At 69.9% G+C, this 19,039-nt stretch carries 18 protein-coding genes and 1 pseudogene; 8 read left to right on the forward strand and 11 right to left on the reverse strand.

What is annotated here, in order from left to right; translation table 11 throughout:
- Positions 1 to 50 precede the first annotated feature (50 nt).
- From FJV46_RS04900 to FJV46_RS04915, 4 genes are all read right to left on the reverse strand, one after another.
- Positions 51 to 977: an AEC family transporter gene (locus tag FJV46_RS04900; RefSeq protein ID WP_087029318.1), complete on the reverse strand. Its 927-nt coding sequence runs from the start codon at positions 975 to 977 to the stop codon at positions 51 to 53.
- 133 nt (positions 978 to 1,110) lie between these two features.
- The gene (locus tag FJV46_RS04905) at positions 1,111 to 1,752 is read right to left on the reverse strand and encodes an alpha/beta hydrolase (RefSeq protein WP_087029316.1); all 642 of its coding nucleotides are present in this window, start codon (positions 1,750 to 1,752) and stop codon (positions 1,111 to 1,113) included.
- A gap of 120 nt (positions 1,753 to 1,872) precedes the next feature.
- Positions 1,873 to 2,178, reverse strand: coding sequence for a DUF4193 domain-containing protein (locus FJV46_RS04910; protein WP_087029314.1), 306 nt, complete (start codon positions 2,176 to 2,178; stop codon positions 1,873 to 1,875).
- A 105-nt stretch (positions 2,179 to 2,283) separates the two neighbouring features.
- Positions 2,284 to 2,874 carry an SOUL family heme-binding protein gene (locus FJV46_RS04915; RefSeq protein ID WP_087029313.1) on the reverse strand — a complete coding sequence of 197 codons (591 nt, stop codon included), beginning with the start codon at positions 2,872 to 2,874 and terminating at the stop codon, positions 2,284 to 2,286.
- Positions 2,875 to 3,084: 210 nt separating this feature from the next.
- Here FJV46_RS04915 and FJV46_RS04920 point away from each other — a divergent pair, with 210 nt between their 5' ends.
- Positions 3,085 to 3,954: a DNA-3-methyladenine glycosylase family protein gene (locus FJV46_RS04920; RefSeq protein ID WP_087029311.1), complete on the forward strand. Its 870-nt coding sequence runs from the start codon at positions 3,085 to 3,087 to the stop codon at positions 3,952 to 3,954.
- 92 nt (positions 3,955 to 4,046) lie between these two features.
- Here FJV46_RS04920 and FJV46_RS04925 read toward each other — a convergent pair whose 3' ends face one another.
- A complete protein-coding gene (locus tag FJV46_RS04925) occupies positions 4,047 to 5,246 on the reverse strand; it encodes a PucR family transcriptional regulator (RefSeq protein ID WP_087029309.1) in 1,200 nt (399 codons plus the stop codon).
- Positions 5,247 to 5,343: 97 nt separating this feature from the next.
- Here FJV46_RS04925 and FJV46_RS04930 point away from each other — a divergent pair, with 97 nt between their 5' ends.
- The 5 genes from FJV46_RS04930 to FJV46_RS04950 all read left to right on the forward strand — a co-directional run bounded on the left by FJV46_RS04930 (position 5,344) and on the right by FJV46_RS04950 (position 11,473).
- Positions 5,344 to 6,456, forward strand: a complete 1,113-nt coding sequence (locus tag FJV46_RS04930) for a ferredoxin reductase (RefSeq protein WP_087029308.1) — start codon at positions 5,344 to 5,346, stop codon at positions 6,454 to 6,456.
- A 22-nt stretch (positions 6,457 to 6,478) separates the two neighbouring features.
- Positions 6,479 to 7,624, forward strand: a complete 1,146-nt coding sequence (locus FJV46_RS04935) for a fatty acid desaturase family protein (RefSeq protein ID WP_087029306.1) — start codon at positions 6,479 to 6,481, stop codon at positions 7,622 to 7,624.
- A gap of 270 nt (positions 7,625 to 7,894) precedes the next feature.
- A complete protein-coding gene (gene pta, locus FJV46_RS04940) occupies positions 7,895 to 9,976 on the forward strand; it encodes a phosphate acetyltransferase (protein WP_087029305.1) in 2,082 nt (693 codons plus the stop codon).
- Between the two features lie 34 nt (positions 9,977 to 10,010).
- Positions 10,011 to 11,126 (forward strand): acetate/propionate family kinase, encoded by a 1,116-nt coding sequence (locus FJV46_RS04945; RefSeq protein ID WP_087029303.1) that lies wholly within the window; start codon positions 10,011 to 10,013, stop codon positions 11,124 to 11,126.
- Positions 11,127 to 11,131: 5 nt separating this feature from the next.
- Positions 11,132 to 11,473, forward strand: coding sequence for a YnfA family protein (locus FJV46_RS04950; protein ID WP_087029302.1), 342 nt, complete (start codon positions 11,132 to 11,134; stop codon positions 11,471 to 11,473).
- Between the two features lie 6 nt (positions 11,474 to 11,479).
- On the opposite strand, the gene FJV46_RS04955 is transcribed toward FJV46_RS04950, so the two are convergent.
- Together FJV46_RS04955 and FJV46_RS04960 are read right to left on the reverse strand one after the other, a co-directional pair.
- Complete coding sequence (locus FJV46_RS04955; protein WP_087029299.1) at positions 11,480 to 11,791, reverse strand: AzlD domain-containing protein; 312 nt, start codon at positions 11,789 to 11,791, stop codon at positions 11,480 to 11,482.
- Entirely contained in the window at positions 11,788 to 12,594 is an 807-nt protein-coding gene (locus FJV46_RS04960; protein ID WP_087029296.1) for an AzlC family ABC transporter permease, read from the reverse strand. Before FJV46_RS04960 ends, FJV46_RS04955 begins: the two co-directional genes overlap by 4 nt.
- A 98-nt stretch (positions 12,595 to 12,692) precedes the next feature.
- On the opposite strand from FJV46_RS04960, the gene FJV46_RS04965 reads away from it, so the two are divergent.
- Positions 12,693 to 13,883 (forward strand): zinc-dependent alcohol dehydrogenase, encoded by a 1,191-nt coding sequence (locus FJV46_RS04965; protein WP_087029294.1) that lies wholly within the window; start codon positions 12,693 to 12,695, stop codon positions 13,881 to 13,883.
- Positions 13,884 to 13,949: 66 nt separating this feature from the next.
- On the opposite strand, the gene FJV46_RS04970 is transcribed toward FJV46_RS04965, so the two are convergent.
- Positions 13,950 to 15,794, reverse strand: coding sequence for a glycoside hydrolase family 15 protein (locus tag FJV46_RS04970; protein ID WP_256940817.1), 1,845 nt, complete (start codon positions 15,792 to 15,794; stop codon positions 13,950 to 13,952).
- Positions 15,795 to 15,851: 57 nt separating this feature from the next.
- Positions 15,852 to 16,736, reverse strand: a pseudogene (locus FJV46_RS15530) (glycerophosphodiester phosphodiesterase); the annotation flags it as partial.
- Positions 16,737 to 16,832: 96 nt separating this feature from the next.
- Here FJV46_RS15530 and FJV46_RS04975 point away from each other — a divergent pair.
- Positions 16,833 to 18,080, forward strand: coding sequence for a DUF445 domain-containing protein (locus tag FJV46_RS04975; RefSeq protein WP_087029426.1), 1,248 nt, complete (start codon positions 16,833 to 16,835; stop codon positions 18,078 to 18,080).
- Here FJV46_RS04975 and FJV46_RS15535 read toward each other — a convergent pair.
- Positions 18,077 to 18,358: a hypothetical protein gene (locus FJV46_RS15535; RefSeq protein WP_232008542.1), complete on the reverse strand. Its 282-nt coding sequence runs from the start codon at positions 18,356 to 18,358 to the stop codon at positions 18,077 to 18,079. The genes FJV46_RS04975 and FJV46_RS15535 overlap by 4 nt on opposite strands.
- Positions 18,355 to 18,861, reverse strand: coding sequence for a hypothetical protein (locus FJV46_RS15540; protein ID WP_240046475.1), 507 nt, complete (start codon positions 18,859 to 18,861; stop codon positions 18,355 to 18,357). The genes FJV46_RS15535 and FJV46_RS15540 overlap by 4 nt, the downstream gene beginning before the upstream one ends.
- Between the last annotated feature and the right edge of the window lie 178 nt (positions 18,862 to 19,039).

Below are 19,039 nucleotides of genomic sequence, written 5' to 3' on the forward strand. Positions count from 1 at the left end.
TTGCGCCCCGGTCGATAGCAAGCATGCTTACTACCCCGGGTGGAATCTCCTCACCCCGTAAGCGCCCGGATTCCGAGGAACACCAGGGGCAGATAGAGGATGCCCGCAACGGTCTGCAGCGTGATGGTCGAGGCCATCAGCTGCGAGTCGCCGCCCAGCGCGCGGGCCATCACGTAGGCCGAGGACGCCGTGGGGAGCGAGAGGAAGAGGATCACCGTGGCGGCGGGCTCGCCCGTCAGCCCGACAATCACGCAGCCGGCGATCCCGAGCCCCGGCAGCACGGCGAACTTCGCCACGGAGGCAAGACCCACGGCGCCGAGATTGCGCCCCATGCTGCGCAGCTCCAGCGCCGCGCCCACGCACAGCAGCCCGAGAGGCAGCGACGCGGACCCGAGCGCCCGGACGAACTCGGCGATCCCGGGCGGCAGCCCGATCCCTGTCACGTTGAGCAGGATACCGAGCACACAGCCGATGATCAGGGGGTTGGTCACGATGCTGCGGACCGTCCCGCCCACCGTGAGTCGCACCGACCCGAAGCGGGCGAACCCGAGGGTGCACAGGACGTTCACGAGGGGCACCAGGATGGTGTTGGCGATGGCCGCGAGCGCGACGCCGTCGGCGCCGAAGAGCGCCAGGGCCACGGAGAGCCCCAGATAGTTGTTGAACCGGATACTGCCCTGCAGCACCGAGGTGAAGGCAGGCCCGTCGAGGTCCAGCCATCGCTGCAGGACCACGAGCCCGAGAGCCGTGACGAGCACCGGCCCCGCCAGGACCGGCGCCATGAGGCCGATCGGCAGACCCGCGAGATCCGCCGTCGCCGTGCCGTTGATGAACAGCGCCGGCAACAGGACGAAGTAGCAGAGGCGCTCGGCGGGCGGCCAGAACGACGGCGAGAGGAAACGGCGCGCCCTGATCCCGTAGCCGAGCGCGATCAGGCCGATGACCGGCCCGAGGGCCACGACGGTCTGCAGGATCACGGGCGGGCGGCGGACGGCAGGGCATGCTGAACGCGCGGACGGACGTGCGCGACAGGTGGCCCGGCCGGGACGCCGATCGAGCCGCTCACCGGGCCACTGACCGGGACGCCGGCAGGGGTCCCTGCCGGGCGGGTCACCAGCCCCGCGCCTGGAGCCAGTCCGCCGCGAGGCGTACCCACTGCTCCGCGGCACCCTGCCCCTCGGCGAGCCCGAGACCGTGCTCGCCCTCCGTGAAGACATGCAGCGCGTGCGGTATGCGGTGCGCGGCGAGCGCCTGGGCCAGCAGGTAGGAGTGCTGCACCGGTACCGCTTCGTCCTCGGCGGTGTGCCACACAAAGACCGGCGGGGCGTCGGCCGTCACGAGCCGGTCGAGGGAGGTGGCGCCGCGCACCTCGTTGCCGGCGTCGGCTCCGAGCAGTTCGTCCTGGGAGCCCCGGTGCGTCGCGAGTTCCATCGAGACCACGGGATAGCAGAGCACGGCCGCGTCGACCCGCTCATCTGTTCCCTGCCGGGCGGTGAACGCAGCGTGTCCCGCGAGGTGACCTCCCGCCGAGAACCCGAGGAGCGCCACCCGCGTGGCGCCGGCTGCACGGACGCGCCGGAGCTCGGCGCGCACGGCGTCGAGCGGTGCCGGGTGACGCGCCTGGACGGGATAGCGGAACACGTCCGCGGAGAGTCCGTGGGAGCGCAGCCGGTCCGCGACGATCTCCGCCTCGTTGTCCGAGAGCATGCTGTAGCCGCCGCCGGGGAGGACGATGACGTGCGAGGTTTCCATGCGACCACCGTACTGCGGCGGGGGCCGGCGCTACGGGAAGGATCGTGTCCGGGGTCGGGGTCAACGATGAAAGCCCCTGGCCGGAAGGGCCAGGGGCTCACGTGCGGTCGGGAAGAGCTGTCAGCCCTCGCACTCGGTGCAGTACTTCTGGCCGTTCTTCTCACGCGCAAGCTGGCTGCGGTGGTGCACCAGGAAGCAGGACATGCAGGTGAACTCGTCCTCCTGCTGCGGGATGACCTGGATCAGCAGTTCCTCGTGCGAGAGGTCGGCGCCGGGCAGGTCGATGCCTTCGGCGGTCTCGCCGTCCTCGACATCGATCAGGGCAGTCTGCGTGGTGGCGCTGCGCTGAGCCTGGATAGCCTCGAGTGACTCGTTGGCCGGCTGGTCTTCCGGGCGAACGCGTGGCTCGTCGTAGTCGGTTGCCATGGGGGTAGATCTCCTTCTATGGGCGGGAATGACGCCCAGATGCCACTCTCAACCTCGGAAGAGGCGGAAGTATTCCAGATACGGGGAGCAATATACCGGTTGGCGCTAGGACTTTTCTCCATCGATCGCCTCGACGTCGAGCTGCACCTCATTGTGACGGAACAGCCCAGGCGTGATAGGCGGATCGAAGCGTGCATAGCGGGGCTCGCCGACGGGCGTGAACGCCGCCTTCCCAACGGCCGTACGCAGCTCCGTCAGGCGCCGTGCGAAGGTTTCGCTGCCGCCCCGGCCGGAGAAGGACACGACGGCGGTCGTCGCCGCGGCCTTCTCGAGTACCCGCACCCGGCCGTCGTCGGGAACCGGCGCCGTGTCCAGTGTCACATCGGCCGGGAGCACGAAAGCCACGGTGAATCCTGCCGCGGCCTTCTGCTGCGTCACCGGTGACGTCATCGCCAGGGCCTCCGACTCCTCCCCGGGCACGGTCGCCGCCTCCTGCGTGACGGGTGCCGTCATCGCCAGTTTCCGCTGCGAGGTGTTGGCCCCGAAGATGTAGGCGGCGAGGGTCCGGAAGGCCGCGTTGCCGGCGTCGTCGAAGGCCGTGTCTACGTCCACCTCCGCCACGACGTGCGCGGGGTAGGCACGGAGCTCGAACCCCGGGTAGGCGTCGATTACGGTGTACGGCTGCTGTTCGGTCATGCACGGGATGGTACGCCCCGCCCCCGACCTCGTCCGCCGCCGTCGTAGGGTGGGAGCCGAGCCCCCTCCCCGAACGCTCCAGGAGCTTCCCATCGCATCGGTACCGCATCCCGGCAGCAGGATCGCTCCCGTCGCGGAGTCCGGGCCCGCTCGGGTCGACTCCCCCGCATCCCGCCGCAGGAGCATCGGGGCAGCGGGCACCCTCCTGCCATGACCCGCAGCGCGATCCTCACACCGCACGGGGCACTCGAGCCTGGACCCATGGCCGCGATCCTCGCCAACCACGCCATCCCGGGCTGCGAGGTGACGGAATCCGGCGCTGCGGGCCCCACGCACACGCGTCTGCTCAGCACGCCGGGCGGACCCCGTCGCATCACGGTCACCATCCGGCCCCACGACGTCGAGCTCTCCGCGGAGACGGACGATCACGCCGAGTTCGCCCACCTCGTGGCCACCACGCGGGCATGGCTGGACCTCGATACGGACACGGTTGCCGTCGCCCGGGCGTTCGACGACGACCCACTCCTCGGCCCGCTGGTCCGCGAGCGCCCGGGCCTGCGGGCCGTCGGATATCCCGAACCGTTCGAGGCGGCCGTCATGACGGTGCTCGGCCAGCAGGTCTCCGTCGCGGCGGGCGGCACCTTCGGAGGCCGGCTCGCGGCGGCCTACGGGACGCCGACGCCGTCGGGCCTCACCCTGTTCCCCCCACCCGAGGTCATCGCGTCCGCGCCGCACGAGGAGTTGCGGGCCGCCGTCGGAGTCACGCGCACGCGCGCCGCCACGGTCCAGAACGTGGCGCGCGCCGTCGTCGACGGACTCTCACTCGACCCCCTGGCGGACCGCGGGCAGCTGAGGAAGGATCTCCTGGCGATACCGGGCATCGGTCCGTGGTCCGCGGACTACCTCACGGTGCGCGTCCTGCGCGACGCCGACGCCTTCACCCCCGGCGATCTCGTGGCGCGCCGCGCGATGGGCAACCCGAGCATCCGCGATGCGGAACGCCGGGCCGAGCCCTGGCGGCCGTTCCGCGCCTACGCACTCTTCCACCTCTGGACGTCGGCGACCTACCGCGGGGACTGAGGCGTCCAGAGGCCCGACGGCGAACGGTGCGGCGTGAATGGTGCCTCGTGCAGGGGCCCGACGGCGAACGGCGCCCCGTGCGGCACGCTGGGTCAGCCGCGCTCGCGCCGCTTGCTGCGGAGCGCTATCTCCAGCTCGAAACGCACCTGCGGATCCTTCAGATCCTCACCGAACAGCTCGCGCAGCTGCAGCACCCGGTACCCGACGGTCTGCGCGTGGATGCCGAGCTCCTCGGCGATCGGCGCCCGCTGGCCCCAGTGCTGCAGCCACACCAGCAGCGTCTCCTCGAGTTTCTCGCGCTGGTTCTCGGGCAACTGCCCGAGCGGTGTCAGGCGACGCCGCGCGAGTTCCGCGACGGCGGACGGTTCCGCCGCGAGGACCACCTCGGTCAGGTGCTCATCGGCCCAGACGGGCGGGTCGTCATCGCCCGCCCGCGGCGGGAGCATCGACGCGGCGAGCACCGCGAGGCGCAGCGACTCCGCGACCTGCCCCAGTTCCCCGGCCGGCCCGACCGCCGCGCTGCGCCCGGTGAGGGTGCGGTGCAGGTCGGCGCGCGACGCCGGGCCGCGGTCAGGCACCAGGGCGACGGCGTCGGTTTCGCGTTCGATCACGATCGCACCGGCACCCAGCCGCTGCCGGAGCCCCTGGGCGCGTTCGAGCGGGAGGGTGACGACGGCGATCGCCGCCGGTACGGACCAGTCCGCCAATTGAGCCGCCTGGCGGAGTGCCGTCTCGTCGGCCTTGCCGAGGAGGAGCAGCTCGAGCAGTTCGGCACGCCGGCGGTCCACCGCGCCGGCCCGCTCCGACTGCTCGAACGCGTATGCCTCGGCGCTCACGGCAGAGAGTTCGTCGATATAGGCCATGATCGATTCGCCGAGATCCACCACCACGGCCGACCCCAGGCCGGCGTCCATGGAGCGCCGCGACATCTCCCGGAACGTCACGCGGGCCCCCATCCGGTAGGCGCCGAGCAACGAATCCATGCTGCGACCCTGACGGAATTCGCCTCGACCGAGACCCGCGACCAACTGGCGGCTCTGGTCGGACAGGGCGGGCAGCCTCGTGCCCGGCAATTCGAGAAACCGCTCGAGCGCGGCAGCCACCCCCATCCGGAGGCCCCGCCCGAAGCTCCCCTCGATGGGGCGGGCGTACGCGGGGACCAACTGCGGGACGGCCTGGATGATGGCCTCCACGAGGTCTCCCGTCAGCGGCCTCAAGCGGTCGCTGACGTCGGGGGGAAGCGCCAGCCAGGGCGGTTCCGGAGGTGCTGGCGTTCCGCTGTTCGCTCCCATCACGTGCCACCCATCTATTTCGTCGCAATAATCAGCCTCGATCAACTGTATGCCCCGAACGAAGATTTTTAGCGGGAGAGGTTATAAAGTTAGTTCAATGATCCGGTTCACCAAGCTGGCGCGTGCAGCCTCCGCGCTGACCACCCCTCTCGCGCCGGAAGACTTCCTGTCCCTGTTCAATCCGGTCTTCTCCTCTCGTCAGCTCCGCGGCGTCGTCACGCGCGTCGAGCACGAGACGGCGGACTCGGCCACCATCTATTTCCGCCCCGGCCACGGCTGGCACGCGCACCAGGCCGGGCAGTGGGCGCGGATCGGCGTCGAGCTGAACGGCGTGCGGCAGTGGCGCTCCTACTCCCTCAGCAACGCGGCAGGGCATGATCCCGCCATCACCGTGAAGGACGCCGGGTCCGTGTCCCACGTCCTGGTGCGGGAGACCAAGCCGGGTGACGTCCTGTTCCTCGCACCTCCGCAGGGCGACTTCATCCTCCCCGAGCACCCCCGCTCCCTGCTCATGCTGACCGCCGGCAGCGGCATCACGCCGGTGATGTCGATGATCCGCACACTGATCCCCCGCCGGCCCGATGCCGACGTCGTGCTCATCAACTCCAACAGCACCCCGGAGAAGAGCCTCTTCCGTGAGGAGCTGGACGAGCTCGCGGACCAGTTCCCCAACCTGACCGTCCGCCACTGGTTCACGGCGGCCCGCGGCCGCCTCGAGTTCACCGCGAAGACCATCGCCGATCTGTGCCCCGACTGGCGCGGGCGTGCTGCCTACGCCTGCGGACCCGAAGGATTCCTCAATGACGCCGAGGACCTGTGGCAGCGCGAGGCAGCGCTGGAGACGGCACGGACCGTTCCCGACGTCGGTGCGGGAGCCGGCGCGCAGCCGGCGGGTGCCGCAACGCTCACCATCGAGCGGTTCAGCACCGACCTCACAGCCGGCGCGGGCCACGACGGCGGCCTGGTCACCTTCGAGCAGTCCGACCGCGAGGTCCAGGCCGACGGCGACACCCCGTTGCTGGACATCGGCGAGGACGCCGGCGTCCTGATGCCGAGCGGGTGCCGGATGGGGATCTGCCACAGCTGTCTCATCCCGCTGCGTGCCGGCCAGGTGCGCGACCTGCGCACCGGCGAGCTGCACAACGAGCCCGGCCAGCTCATCCAGACCTGCGTCTCGGCAGCCGCCGGACCCGTGAACCTCGACCTTTAAGTCCCCCGACAGAGGAGTCCCCATGACCACCACGCTGACCCGACCGGGCGCCCTCGCGGCTTCCGGCCACCCCCTGGTCCGTCCCGATGCCGCCAAGCACCTCACCGACGAGCAGGTCGAGGAGCTGGGCCGCGAGCTCGACGCCGTCCGTGACGGGATCCTGGCCAAGCGGGGCTCCACCGACGCCGCCTACATCCGGCGCATCATCCGGATCCAGCGTTCGCTCGAGTTCGCCGGCCGCGGCACCCTCCTGTTCAGCAAGTACAAGCCCGCCTGGTTCGCCGGGACCGCCATGCTGAGCCTCGCGAAGATCCTCGAGAACATGGAGATCGGCCACAACGTGCTCCACGGCCAGTGGGACTGGATGCGGGATCCCGACATCCACTCGACCACTTGGGAGTGGGACTTCGTCACGCCGGCCCGGTCCTGGCAGCACACCCACAACGATCTCCACCACCGCTGGACCAACGTCATCGGCAAGGACCGCGACATCGGGTACAACCTGCTGCGCATGGACCCGGACCAGCCATGGCGCCCCTTCAACCTGGGCAACCCGCTGTACAACGCGATCCTGGCGCCGGTCTTCGAGTGGGGCATCGCCCTCTATGACCTCGAGATCCCGGAGTACAAGGAGGGCCTGAAGTCCAAGGAGGCCATGAACCGGGACCTCAAGGCCGTCGGCGTCAAGGTGGTCAAGCAGTTCTCCAAGGACTACGCCGCCACGCCCGCCGTCGCGATGCTCACGGGCTCCGGCAAGCAGGCCCTCTACGGGACGCTCGCGGCCAACGCCATCCGCAACTTCTGGGCGCACGCCATCATCTTCTGCGGCCACTTCCCCGACGGGACGGACACGTTCACGGAGGAGGAGGTGGACGGCGAGACGCGCGGCGACTGGTACGTCCGCCAGATGATCGGCTCGGCCAACATCTCCGGCTCCAAGTTCATGCACCTGATGTCCGGGAACCTGTCCCACCAGATCGAGCACCACTGCTTCCCCGACCTGCCCTCCAACCGGTACGCCGAGGTCGCCGTGAAGGTCCGCGAGATCTGCACGCGCTACAAGCTGCCGTACACCACGGGCCCGCTCCCCAAGCAGGTCGGTTCCACCTGGGCGAAGATCTTCAAGCTGGCGCTGCCCCCGCGCAAGGCCAGGGCCGCCACGGCGTAGGGCGCCCGGCGTCCCGCGCCCGACCCCAGTCGTCGAGACGACAGGAATGACCGCCGAAGGGCCTCTTCGGCGGTCATTCCTGTCCTCTCGGCCGCGGGATCGAGGGTGGGTCGCCGTCGAGCAGGAGGGCGCCACCTGCCGAAAGGGCAGAAATGACGCGCCAAAGCGCCTCCGCACGGTCTTTTGTGTCCTCTCGGCACCCGCAGCGGGATGCCCGATGACGTGACACCCGTTATGGCGGGTGTCGGAGGACCCTGCAAGACTGGCGGCATGACCCGCGGAATCTATGTGAGCGCCATGACCAACGGCTCCGGCAAATCCCTGATCTCCCTGGGGCTGGCCGACATGCTGCACCGGCACGCCGACCGCGTGGGCTTCTTCCGGCCCATCGTCGAGGGCGGCGATCCCTCCGCCGACCCCATGGTGCGGCTCATGCAGCGCACCTTCGACCTCCCCGAGAGCCGCGCGCGCGGCGGCCTCACCCGGGCGGAAGCGCGCGCCCTCCTCGTCACGGGCGACCGCGCGGAGATCGACGCGCGCTGCGTCGCCATCTACAGCGAGATCGCGGCCGAGTGCGACGTCGTCATCGTCGAGGGAACCGATCTCTCCGGGAACGACGCCGCCGTGGAGTTCGACCTCAATGCCCGCCTCGCCAACAACCTGGGCGCCATGGTGCTCGCCGTCGTCAGCGCCAAGGACATGTCGGTGGACGAGGCGGCCGATGCCGTCGACGTCGCCCGCCGCGAGCTCGACGCCGCGAAGGTGTCTCTCCTCGCGATGATGGTCAACCGCGCCGCGGACGACGCCGTCACCGCCATCAGCGAGCAGGTACGGCCCGGCCGCTCCGGCCGCCCCGTCTACGTGATCCCGGAACTGACGGAGATCTCGCAGCCCACGGTCTCCGAGGTCAGTACCGAGCTCGGAGCGCGGCAGATCGCCGGGAACTCGAATCTCGAGCGCGACGTCACCAGCGTCCGGGTGGCGGCGATGAACGTCGGGAACTTCCTGCACCTGCTGAGGGACGGCGCCCTGGTGATCGTGCCCGGCGATCGGGCGGACGTGCTCGTGGCCACCCTGGCGTCGTCGTTCTCCGCCGAGTTCCCGGTGCCCTCGGGCATGTTCCTCACCGGCGGACTCGCCCCGGACCCGAACATCCTCGCTCTCCTCGCGCAGGCACCCTTCCCCGTGTTCACGCTCGACGAGGACACCTACACGGTGGCTCGCCGGGTTAGCGAGGTGCGGGGCGAGATCGCGAGCGGACTGCGCCGCAAGGCTGCGGCGGCGCTCGGCGCCTGGTCGCGCCAGGTCGACGAGACGGAACTGCTCGAGCGCCTCGAACTCCCCCGGCCCGTGAACATGACGCCGCTGCGTTTCCTGCACGAGCTGATCCAGCGGGCCCGCGCGGAGCGCCGCCACATCGTGCTGCCGGAAGGCGAGGACATCCGTGTCCTGAAGGCCGCGGAGATCCTGCGCCGGCGGGACGTGTGCGACCTGTCGATCCTCGGCCCCGAATCCACGGTGCGCGAGCTGGCCTCCGGTCAGGGCATCGATCTCACGGGCATCACGCTGATCGATCCGTCCACCTCGGACCTGCGGGACGAGTTCGCGGAGGAGTACGCGCGGCTCCGCGCCCACAAGAACGTCTCCCTCGACCAGGCCCGCGAACGCATGCTCGAAGGCGCATACTTCGGCACCATGATGGTGCAGCTGGGGAAGGTGGACGGCATGGTCTCCGGCGCCGCCCACACCACCGCGAACACCATCCGCCCTGCGCTCGAGTTCGTGAAGACCAAGGACGGCGTGAAGATCGTCTCCTCCGTGTTCCTCATGCTGCTGCAGGACCGCGTGCTCGTGTACGGCGACTGTGCCGTCAACCCGGGTCCGAACGACGAGCAGCTCGCGGACATCGCCGTGGCCTCCGCGGAGACCGCGGAGCAGTTCGGCGTGCAGCCCCGCGTCGCCATGCTGTCCTACTCCACCGGGGAATCCGGCTCCGGCGGCGCCGTGGACGAGGTTCGGCGGGCCACCGAACTGGTGCGGAAGCTGCGGCCGGACCTCGCCGTCGAGGGTCCCATCCAATACGACGCCGCCGTGGACGCCTCGGTGGCCGAGTCCAAGCTGCCGGGTTCCTCGGTGGCTGGCCAGGCGACGGTGTTCATCTTCCCGGACCTCAACACCGGCAACAACACGTACAAGGCCGTGCAGCAATCGGCCGGGGCGGTCGCCGTCGGACCCGTACTGCAGGGCCTCCGCAAACCGGTCAACGATCTCTCGCGTGGCTGCACCGTGGAGGACATCGTCAACACCGTGGCCATCACCGCCGTCCAGGCGCAGCAGCCGACAGCTTCCTAGTTACCCCTACCGAACCGCAACCGGACAGGACCCCATGATCATCCTCGTCATCAACTCCGGCTCCTCCTCGCTCAAGTACCAGGTGCGGGAGGGCGACGACGTCCTGGCGGAAGGCCTGGTCGAACGCATCGGCGAAGCGGAGGTACCCGATCACGCAGCCGCGCTGGACCGCGTGGACCGGGACGTCGCGACGGCCCTGGGCGATCGCGGGATCGACGCCGTCGGGCACCGCGTGGTCCACGGCGGCGAGCGGTTCAGCGAACCGGTGCTGATCGACAACGAGATCACCCGCGCCATCGAGCGGCTGAACCCGCTCGCCCCCCTGCACAACCCGGCGGCCGTCACCGGTATCCGGGCGATCACGGACAAATGGCCGGACATGCCGCAGGTCGCCGTGTTCGACACCGCCTTCCACCGCACCCTGCCCGAGCGCGCCTGGCGGTACGCCGTACCGGACGAGCTGTACCGGAAGTACGGCATCCGGCGGTACGGGTTCCACGGCACGTCCCACGCGTACGTGGCGCGCGGCGCTGCCGAGCTGCTGGGTGAGAAGGCCTTCACCGGCGTCATCGCCCACCTCGGCAACGGCGCGTCGGTGACAGCCGTGCGCGCGGGCGAGAGCATCGACACGTCCATGGGCTTCACACCGCTCGAGGGCCTCGTGATGGGCACGCGGTCCGGCGACATCGATCCGTCGATCCTGCTGTTCCTCCTGCGCGAGGGGTACAGCGAGCAGGACCTCGACACGCTGCTCAACCGCACCAGCGGCCTGAAGGGTCTCGCCGGCACCAACGACATGCGTTCGGTGGCGGAAGCGGCGGCGTCCGGCGACGACCGCGCGACCCTGGCCATCGAGGTGGCCTCCTACCGCCTGGCCAAGTACATCGGCGGCTACCACGTGGCCGTCGGGGGCGCGCAGGCGCTCGTGTTCACCGCGGGGATCGGCGAGAACGCCGGAGACTTCCGGGCCGCGGTCGTCTCGAAGCTCGGCGCCCTCGGACTCGAGCTCGACGAGGGGCTCAACGCCGAGCGCAGCAAGAAGGCACGCACCATCAGCACCGCGGCCTCGGCCTTCCCCGTACTCGTCGTCCCCACCGACGAGGAGGCCGCGATCGCGGGGGCGACGGCCGACGTCGTCCGCCGGTCCTGACCCTGATGACGATCCTCCGCATGACCCTGCTGTTCGTCCTCGCGGCGGGCGCCGAGATCGGCGGGGCGTGGCTCATCTGGCAAGCGGTCCGGGAAGGCAGGCCCTGGTGGTGGGCGGGGCTGGGCATCATGGCCCTCGGCGCCTACGGCTTCGTGGCGACGCTGCAGCCGGATCCGAACTTCGGGCGCATCCTCGCGGCCTACGGCGGCGTGTTCGTGGCGGGCTCGTTGGCCTGGGGCGTGCTGGTGGACGGCTTCCGGCCCGACCGTTGGGACATCCTCGGATCCGCCATCTGCCTGGTCGGGGTGGCGCTGATCATGTTCATGCCGCGGTCAGTTCCGGCATAGGCGGGTTCACGCCGCTCCCAGCAGCCGCGCGATGCCGGCCGCGACCGCACCGACCGCGACCACCACGAGGAACGGTGCCTTCAGCCACAGCGCGACGGCGGCGGCCAGGAGGGCGGCCACCCGTGCGTCGACCACCAGGGCCTGGCCCGATGCGAAGGTGTTCACTGCCGTGAGCGCCGCCAGCAGCCCGATCGTCAGCGACCCGGCGACGCGCAGCATCCTCGGATTGTCGAGCAGCCTCGCGGGAACCAGGAAGCCGAGGAACTTCGTCGCGATCGAGATGGCGCACGCGAGCAGGATCCAGCCCCAGAGCGTCATGCGTCCTCCGCCCGGGGAAGGGGCCCCGGCACCGCATCCGGCTTCCGGGGCGCCGGAGGCGCGGTGCGGGAGCGGGCATCCCCGCCGTCCTCCTGGCCCGCGGGGTAGGGCTCGACGTCGGGCTCCAGGCCCTCCGTCGCCGGCCCGAGGCCCGAGAGCCCCAGCGCCGCCGCGACCACGGCGGCGATGAGGATCGGGATGCCGGGCGGAACGAGCGGGACGGCGATCAGCGTCACGACCGCGCAGACGACGGCGATGGCTGCCGGCTCGCGGGCGCGGATGCGTGGCCAGAGCAGCCCGAGGAACGCGGCGACCGCGGCGCCGTCGAGGCCCCATCCCGCCGGATCCCCCATCGCGTTCCCTGCGAGCGCTCCGACGACCGTGAAGAGGTTCCACAGCACGAACACGCCGAGACCTGCGGCCCAGAAGCCGCGGCGCTGCTCGTCGGGGTCGGTCTGGCCGGTCGCCGTCGCCACCGACTCGTCGATGGTGACGTGGGCGGCGGCAAGCCTGAGCCGACGCGGAGGCCGCAGCAGCACGTTCACCTGCATCCCGTACACCCCGTTGCGGATACCGAGCAGGGCCGCCGCGGACATCGCCGAGATACCGCTGCCACCTCCGGCGACGACCCCGATGAAGGCGAACTGCGAGCCGCCACTGAAGAGGAGCAGGCTGAGCGCCATGGTCTGCAGGAGATCGAGGCCTGCAGCCACCGACAGCGCACCGAAGGACACGCCGTACAAGCCCGTCGCAAGGGCGACGGACAGGGCCACGCGGACCGCCGGGGACTGGAGAAGTGCCACCGCACAAGGCTAGGTGACGAGGATTCCGGCTTCACATTCGTGTCCAAGTGGTGAAGAGTGGGAAAGGAAAGCCTACTTACTACCCGGAGGAGTGCGACATGAAAGCCGTGACATGGCAGGGCAAGCGCAACGTCAGCGTCGAGAACGTGCCCGATCCCACGATCCAGGAACCCACCGATGCGATCATCCGCGTCACGTCGACCGCGATCTGCGGGTCCGACCTGCACCTCTACGAGGTCCTCGGGCCGTTCATGAACAAGGGCGACGTCCTGGGCCACGAGCCCATGGGGATCGTCGAGGAGGTCGGCGCCGGCGTCACGAACCTCAAGGTCGGCGACCGCGTCGTCGTGCCCTTCAACATCTCCTGCGGCTACTGCTTCATGTGCAAGCGGGGGCTGCAGTCCCAGTGCGAGACCACGCAGGTGCACTCCGCGGGTTCCGGCTGCGCCATCTACGGCTACTCGGAGCTCTACGGTTCCGTCCCGGGCGGCCAGGCCGCGTTCCTGCGCGTGCCCTTTGCCGACTACGGCCCCGTGAAGGTCGGCTCGGAACTGCCCGACGAGCGCTACCTGTACCTCTCGGACATCCTCCCGACGGCCTGGCAGGGCGTCCAGTACGCCGACGTCCCCGAGGGCGGCGTCCTCGCCGTGTACGGCCTCGGCCCCGTCGGCCAGTTCGCCGCGCGCATCGGCAAGTACCTCGGCCACCGGGTCATCGGCGTCGAGCCCGTCGCCGAGCGCCGTGAGATGGCCAAGCGCCACGGCGTCGAGACCATCGACTTCTCGAAGGACACCGCGGAGGAACTGCGCAGCATGACGGGCGGCCGCGGGCCGGACTCGATCGTCGACGCCGCCGGGATGGAGGCGCACGGCTCGCCGGTGGGCGCCTTCGCCCAGCACGCCGTCGGGATCCTGCCCGACAAGCTGGCGCAGAAGGTCATGGAGACCGGCGGCACCGACCGCCTCTCCGCCCTGCACTCCGCGATCGACGCCGTCCGCCGCGGTGGCACCGTCTCGCTCAGCGGCGTCTACGGCGGCACGGCCAGCCCCATGCCCCTGCTCACCATGTTCGACAAGCAGCTCCAGTTCCGCATGGGCCAGTGCAACGTGCGCCGCTGGACGGACGAACTGCTGCCGATCGTCGAGGAGCCCTCGGACCCCCTGGGCGTCACGGACCTCATGACCCACGAGGTCTCGATCGACGAGGCACCGGCCGCGTACAAGAACTTCCAGAAGAAGACGGACGGCACCATCAAGGTGGTCCTCAAGCCCCAGGGACTGACGGTCTAGCTGTACCGCTCGGAGGACGGGAGCCCGGCCGACAGGCCGGGCTCCCGTTTCCTGTGTGCACGGGAACTACTCGCGCGCCATCGTCTCGTGGACGCTTGTCTCCCCCTCGGACATCTGCAGTGCGTCCGCGGCACGCACGAGGGCCAGGTGGGAGAACGCCTGCGGGAAGTTGCCGGCCATACGCTTGTTGACGGCGTCGTACTCCTCCGACATGAGGCCCAGTTCGTTGAGGTAGCCCACGAGCTGATCCATGAGTCGCTTGGCGTCCGCATGACGTCCGCTGAGGGCATACTGCTCCACGAGCCAGAAGGAACAGGCGAGGAACGGGTGCTCGCCCGGCGCAAGGCCGTCATCGGAGTTGCCGGTGCGGTACCGCAGCAACAGCCCCTCGCCGTCCAGCAGGTCCTGCTCCAGGCGCTCCACGGTGCCGAGCATCGCGGGATCGTCGGAGTCGAGGAAGCCCACCTGGGGTAGTTGGAGCAGCGAGGCGTCCACCTCAGTGCCGCCGTACACCTGGGTGAAGGAGTTCAGCTCGCGGTTGAAGCCGCGTTCCATGATCTCCGCATGCAGCTGGTCGCGGATCTCCGTCCAGTGGTCCTGAGGGCCACTGAGCCCGTGGTCGCGGACGGCACGGACGGCGCAGTCGAAGGCAGCCCACATCATGACCCGGGAGTGCGTGAAGTACTGCTTGTCCCCGCGCATCTCCCAGATCCCGTGGTCCGGATCGTGGAGGTGCTTCTCCGCGAAGCCGAGCAGGGCACGCTGGAGCGGCCAGGAGAAGTTGTCCTCCTTCACACCGTGGCGGCGGAGTTTCTCGAGCGCCACCATCACCTCGCCGACGACGTCGGCCTGGTACTGGTCCACGGCGCCGTTGCCCACCCGCACGGGTACGGAGTCCGCGTACCCGGGAAGGTGCGCGAGCTCGCGCTCGGGGAGCCTGCGCTCGCCCGCGAGCCCGTACATGATCTGGAGGTCCTCGGGATCACCGGCGACGGCGCGGAGCAGCCAGTTGCGCCAGCCGAGCGCCTCGTCGGCGAGGCCGTGTGTCATCATCGCCTCGAGGGTCAGGGCCGCGTCCCGCAGCCAGCAGAAGCGGTAGTCCCAGTTCCTGGCCCCGCCGAAGTGCTCGGGCAGGGAGGTCGTCGGCGCGGCGACGATCCCACCGGTGTCCTCGTGCGTCAGCGCGCGCAGCACCAGGAGCGAGCGGCGGACGGCCAGCGCATAGTCGCCGTCGTCGGCACAGTTCGCGGCCCACGCGCGCCAGTAGCTGATGGTTGCGTCGAGGGCGTCGTCGATGTCGAGCGGCTCCGGCTTGCCGCGATGCGACGGATACCAGACCATCTCCAGGTCGACGACGTCACCCTTCGACACCTCGAAGGCGCCCACGTGCTTGTGGTCCGAGGCGTGCAGTCGTGGTCCCCGCAGGAGGAGGGCGTCGGGGCCCGCGATGGCCAGCAGCGCCGGCGGGCCGCCCTCGGCGTTCTGGCTCACCCAGGGGATGATCTCGCCGTAGCCGAACCGGATCTGGAGTTCCTGCCGCATCGTCACCGTCCCGGTGAGCCCCTGCACCCGGCGGATGACGTTGGCGCGGCGGTCTCCGACGGGCATGAAGTCCGTCACGAGCACGTCGCCGTCGGGCGTCCGCCAATGGGTCTGCAGGACGAAGGTGGAATCGATGTAGCTCCGCTCCACGACCTCGGCGTCGGCGGAGGACGGCGAGACGAGCCAGCGCCCGTGCTCCGGCGTGCCGAGCATCGCCGCGAAGACGGACTCGGAGTCGAAGCGCGGCAGGCACAGCCAGTCGATGCTTCCCTCCCGGGAGATGAGGGCACCGGTGTGGAGGTCGGATACGAGCGCGTAGTCCTCGATCGGGGTCTGCATCTTCCCACTCAACCACAGGGGCCCGGTCATGCCGAACGAGTACGGGCGCGTGCCCCCGAAGGCCAGACGGATCCTTGCGGGATAGTCCGAGGTGAGTTCCTGCACGCCGAGCGCGGCAAGGAAGAGGGCGTCCTCCTCGGTGTTGACCGTCCAGACCCGCACGCGCACGCCGTCCTCGATCCAGCGCCGCACCCGCTCGGGGTGGTCCCGGACGTACTGGACGCCGGGCCCGGCCATCCCGACCTCCTGACGGTCGATCAGATCCTCGCCCTCCTTCAGCGCCCGCCGCAGCACGTTGATCAGTGCCCCTTCCGCGAGGGAGCCGAAGCGCAGGGACTCGCGGACCTCGTGCGGCTGCACATCGGCGACGAGCTGGCACAGCATGTGGTGGGGAGCGGATTCGCCCAGCTGGCGCATGGAATCGGGGTTGAAGCTCATGAAGCTGACCTCGACCAGGCCGAGCATCGACGACTCCGGGTCCCACCCCTCGTCCATGAGGAAGGCGATCAGTGCCTCCTCGAGCCGCAGTCCGAAGGGGCTCGGGTGCTTCAACTCGATGGCGAGGGCGATGCGCCGGCCCGAGCGTCGCAGGAGGACGAGCAGGTCGGCGAGGGAGAGGAACTGGTTCGAGGCGTCTCCGAAGTCCTCCGGGATCTGCACGCCCTTCCAGGAGAAGGCGTTCACCGTCCGCAGTTCGTCGAGGGTGCGGTCGGCGACGTCGCCGGAGCCGTCGGTCGTGCGATCCAGCGTCGTGTCGTGGATGCACACGAGCTCTCCGTCGCGGGTCAGGTGCACGTCACACTCGACGCCGTCCGCGCCGTCGGCGAGCGCCTGCAGGTAGGCGGCGCGGGTGTGCTCGGCGTAGGTTCCGCTGCTGCCCCGGTGGGCGAAGATCACAGGGTGCACGGGCCACCTCTCCTGGTCGCACGGGTGTGGCTCCCACGGTACGTGACCGCGACACCGGCGAACCACCGGCGAACCACCGTCGGACCACCGTCGGACCGACCCCGGACCACCGGCGCCGTGGGTGACGGTGCTCTCGATAGACTCGGGAGGGTGAATGATCCGATGAGCACCACCGACACGGAGCGTGCGGCCGCCCTCCGCCGCATGAAGCTGGTCGCCACCGGGTTGCTGGCCGTGATGGCCGTGATCTTTGTGATCGCGTTCGCGCTCCAGGACACCTACCCATGGCTCCAGTACGTGCGAGCCGCCGCCGAGGGCGGGATGGTGGGCGCCCTCGCCGACTGGTTCGCCGTCACTGCGCTCTTCAAGCACCCGATGGGGCTGAAGATCCCCCACACCGCGATCATCCCGCGCAAGAAGGACCAGATCGGCGAGTCGCTCGGGCAGTTCGTGGAGGAGAACTTCCTGTCGGAGGAGGTGGTGCGCTCCAAGCTGGATTCCGCGCGCATAGCCCAGAAGGCGGGGGCGTGGCTGTCGAAGCCGGAGAGCGCGGACCGCGTGGCCGCCGAGGGCGCGGCACTGATCCGCGGCATGTTCACGGTCCTGGACGACGACGCCGTCCAGAGGGTGATCGAGTCGATGGTGCGGAAGCACCTGCTCGATCCGCCCTGGGGACCACCGCTGGGCACGATCGCAGAGCGGATCTTCGCGGAGGGGCATCATCACCGCCTCGTCGATCTGCTGGTGGACCGCACGGCCGACTGGGTGGATGCGAACTACGCCGTGGTCACGCGTGTCGTGGCCCAGCGCTCTCCCACCTGGGTGCCCCGACTGGTCGACGGCGTTGTCGGGGACCGCGTCCACGCGGAGCTCTCGAAGTTCATCCGGGCCGTGCAGGCGGACCCGCAGCACGACGTCCGGATCTCGATCGACACCTATCTGCGGGACCTGGCCCAGGACCTGCAGCACAAGCCGGAGACCATTGCGAAAGCGGAGGAGATCAAGGGCCAGCTCCTCGACGATCCGCGGGTGCGGGATCTCACCGCCCGCACGTGGTCGACCATCAAGGCGGCCCTCCTCGAGGCCGTCAACGACCCCGAGAGTGAGCTCACCACCAACTTCACGGCTGCCGTGCGGGATTTCGGCTCCCGCCTGGCGAACGACGACGAACTCGCCGGCAAGGTGAACCGGTGGGTGGCCGATGGCGCCTCGTACGCCGTCCGCACCTACCGCAGTGAGATCGCCGGGGTCATCTCCGAGACCGTGGGCCGCTGGGACGCCGAGGAGACCTCCCGCAAGATCGAACTGCAGGTCGGCAAGGACCTGCAGTTCATCCGCATCAACGGCACGGTGGTCGGCTCACTGGCAGGGCTGGTGATCTTCACCGTGGCCCATGCCGTCTTCGGTTAGTCCCGCTTCTGCGGCGCGTCCCGGCCGGACAGCGCGAGGGCGCCTGCCAGTTCGCCGGGGATGGTCTGCGGCAGGGGCCCGAAGGCCTCGCGCGTTGTTTTGATGACGGCCTTGCCCATCAGGTGGTTGCCGGTCCCGCCGATCACAGCACCGGCTCCGAACGGCAGCGCACGGCCAAGCATGAAGCCGCCCTGCCTGGCCAGGAACTTCCTGAGGAAGCGCCGCTGGATGGATCCCGTGATGGTCCTGACCATCGAGGTGGGCGCGGCCTTGTTCACGAGCTGCCCCCAGTACTGGGGGCGCCCTGCCCTGCGGAGGCGCCGAGGATCGAGCGGATCAGGGCCGATCCTTCCTCACCCATGAGGATCGCCATCACCATCGCCCGGGATCGCTCGGGGTCATCGGTGTTGACCCCGTGCAGTTCCGCGATGGACTCCGCGTAGAGGGCGGTCGCCTCGAGGAAGCCGACCGTCGCCGCGGCGGACAGCCCGAGCGAGGCCAGAGTGCCGACCGTCGGTACCACGGCGGTCGCACCCACCGCGGCGCCGGCAACCGTCGTCGCGCGCAGGTAGTCGCGCTCGAGCAGCCGCGCCAGCTCTGCCGGAGAGGCCTCGGGGTGGCGCTTCCGCAGCCGGCGCAGGTTGGAGAGGATCAGGGGCCGCTGGACGTCCAGGGCTCGCTCGATCCCCCGGAGGATGGCGGGCTTGGGGTTGCCGTCCTTGTCGAAGAGGGACCCGTTGGCTGCCTTCACGGCAGGATTCTCCTTGGTACGGCCAAACATCGTGGTCCTTCCGCAGTGCGTTCGATAGTGCTGGGTGGGCGCTGCCCCGAGTCTAGGCGGGGCGGCTGGCCGGGCCGGGGTGTTTCCGCCGACGGCACAGGCGTTGTGCCCGTGCCGGTGACCGTGGGCATCCGACGGACGGGCTCGGTCACCGGACGGGCCCGGTTAAAGGACGAAG

The sequence above is a fragment of the Arthrobacter agilis genome (genome assembly GCF_006494655.1).
GTDB classification, from domain to species: domain Bacteria; phylum Actinomycetota; class Actinomycetes; order Actinomycetales; family Micrococcaceae; genus Arthrobacter_D; species Arthrobacter_D agilis.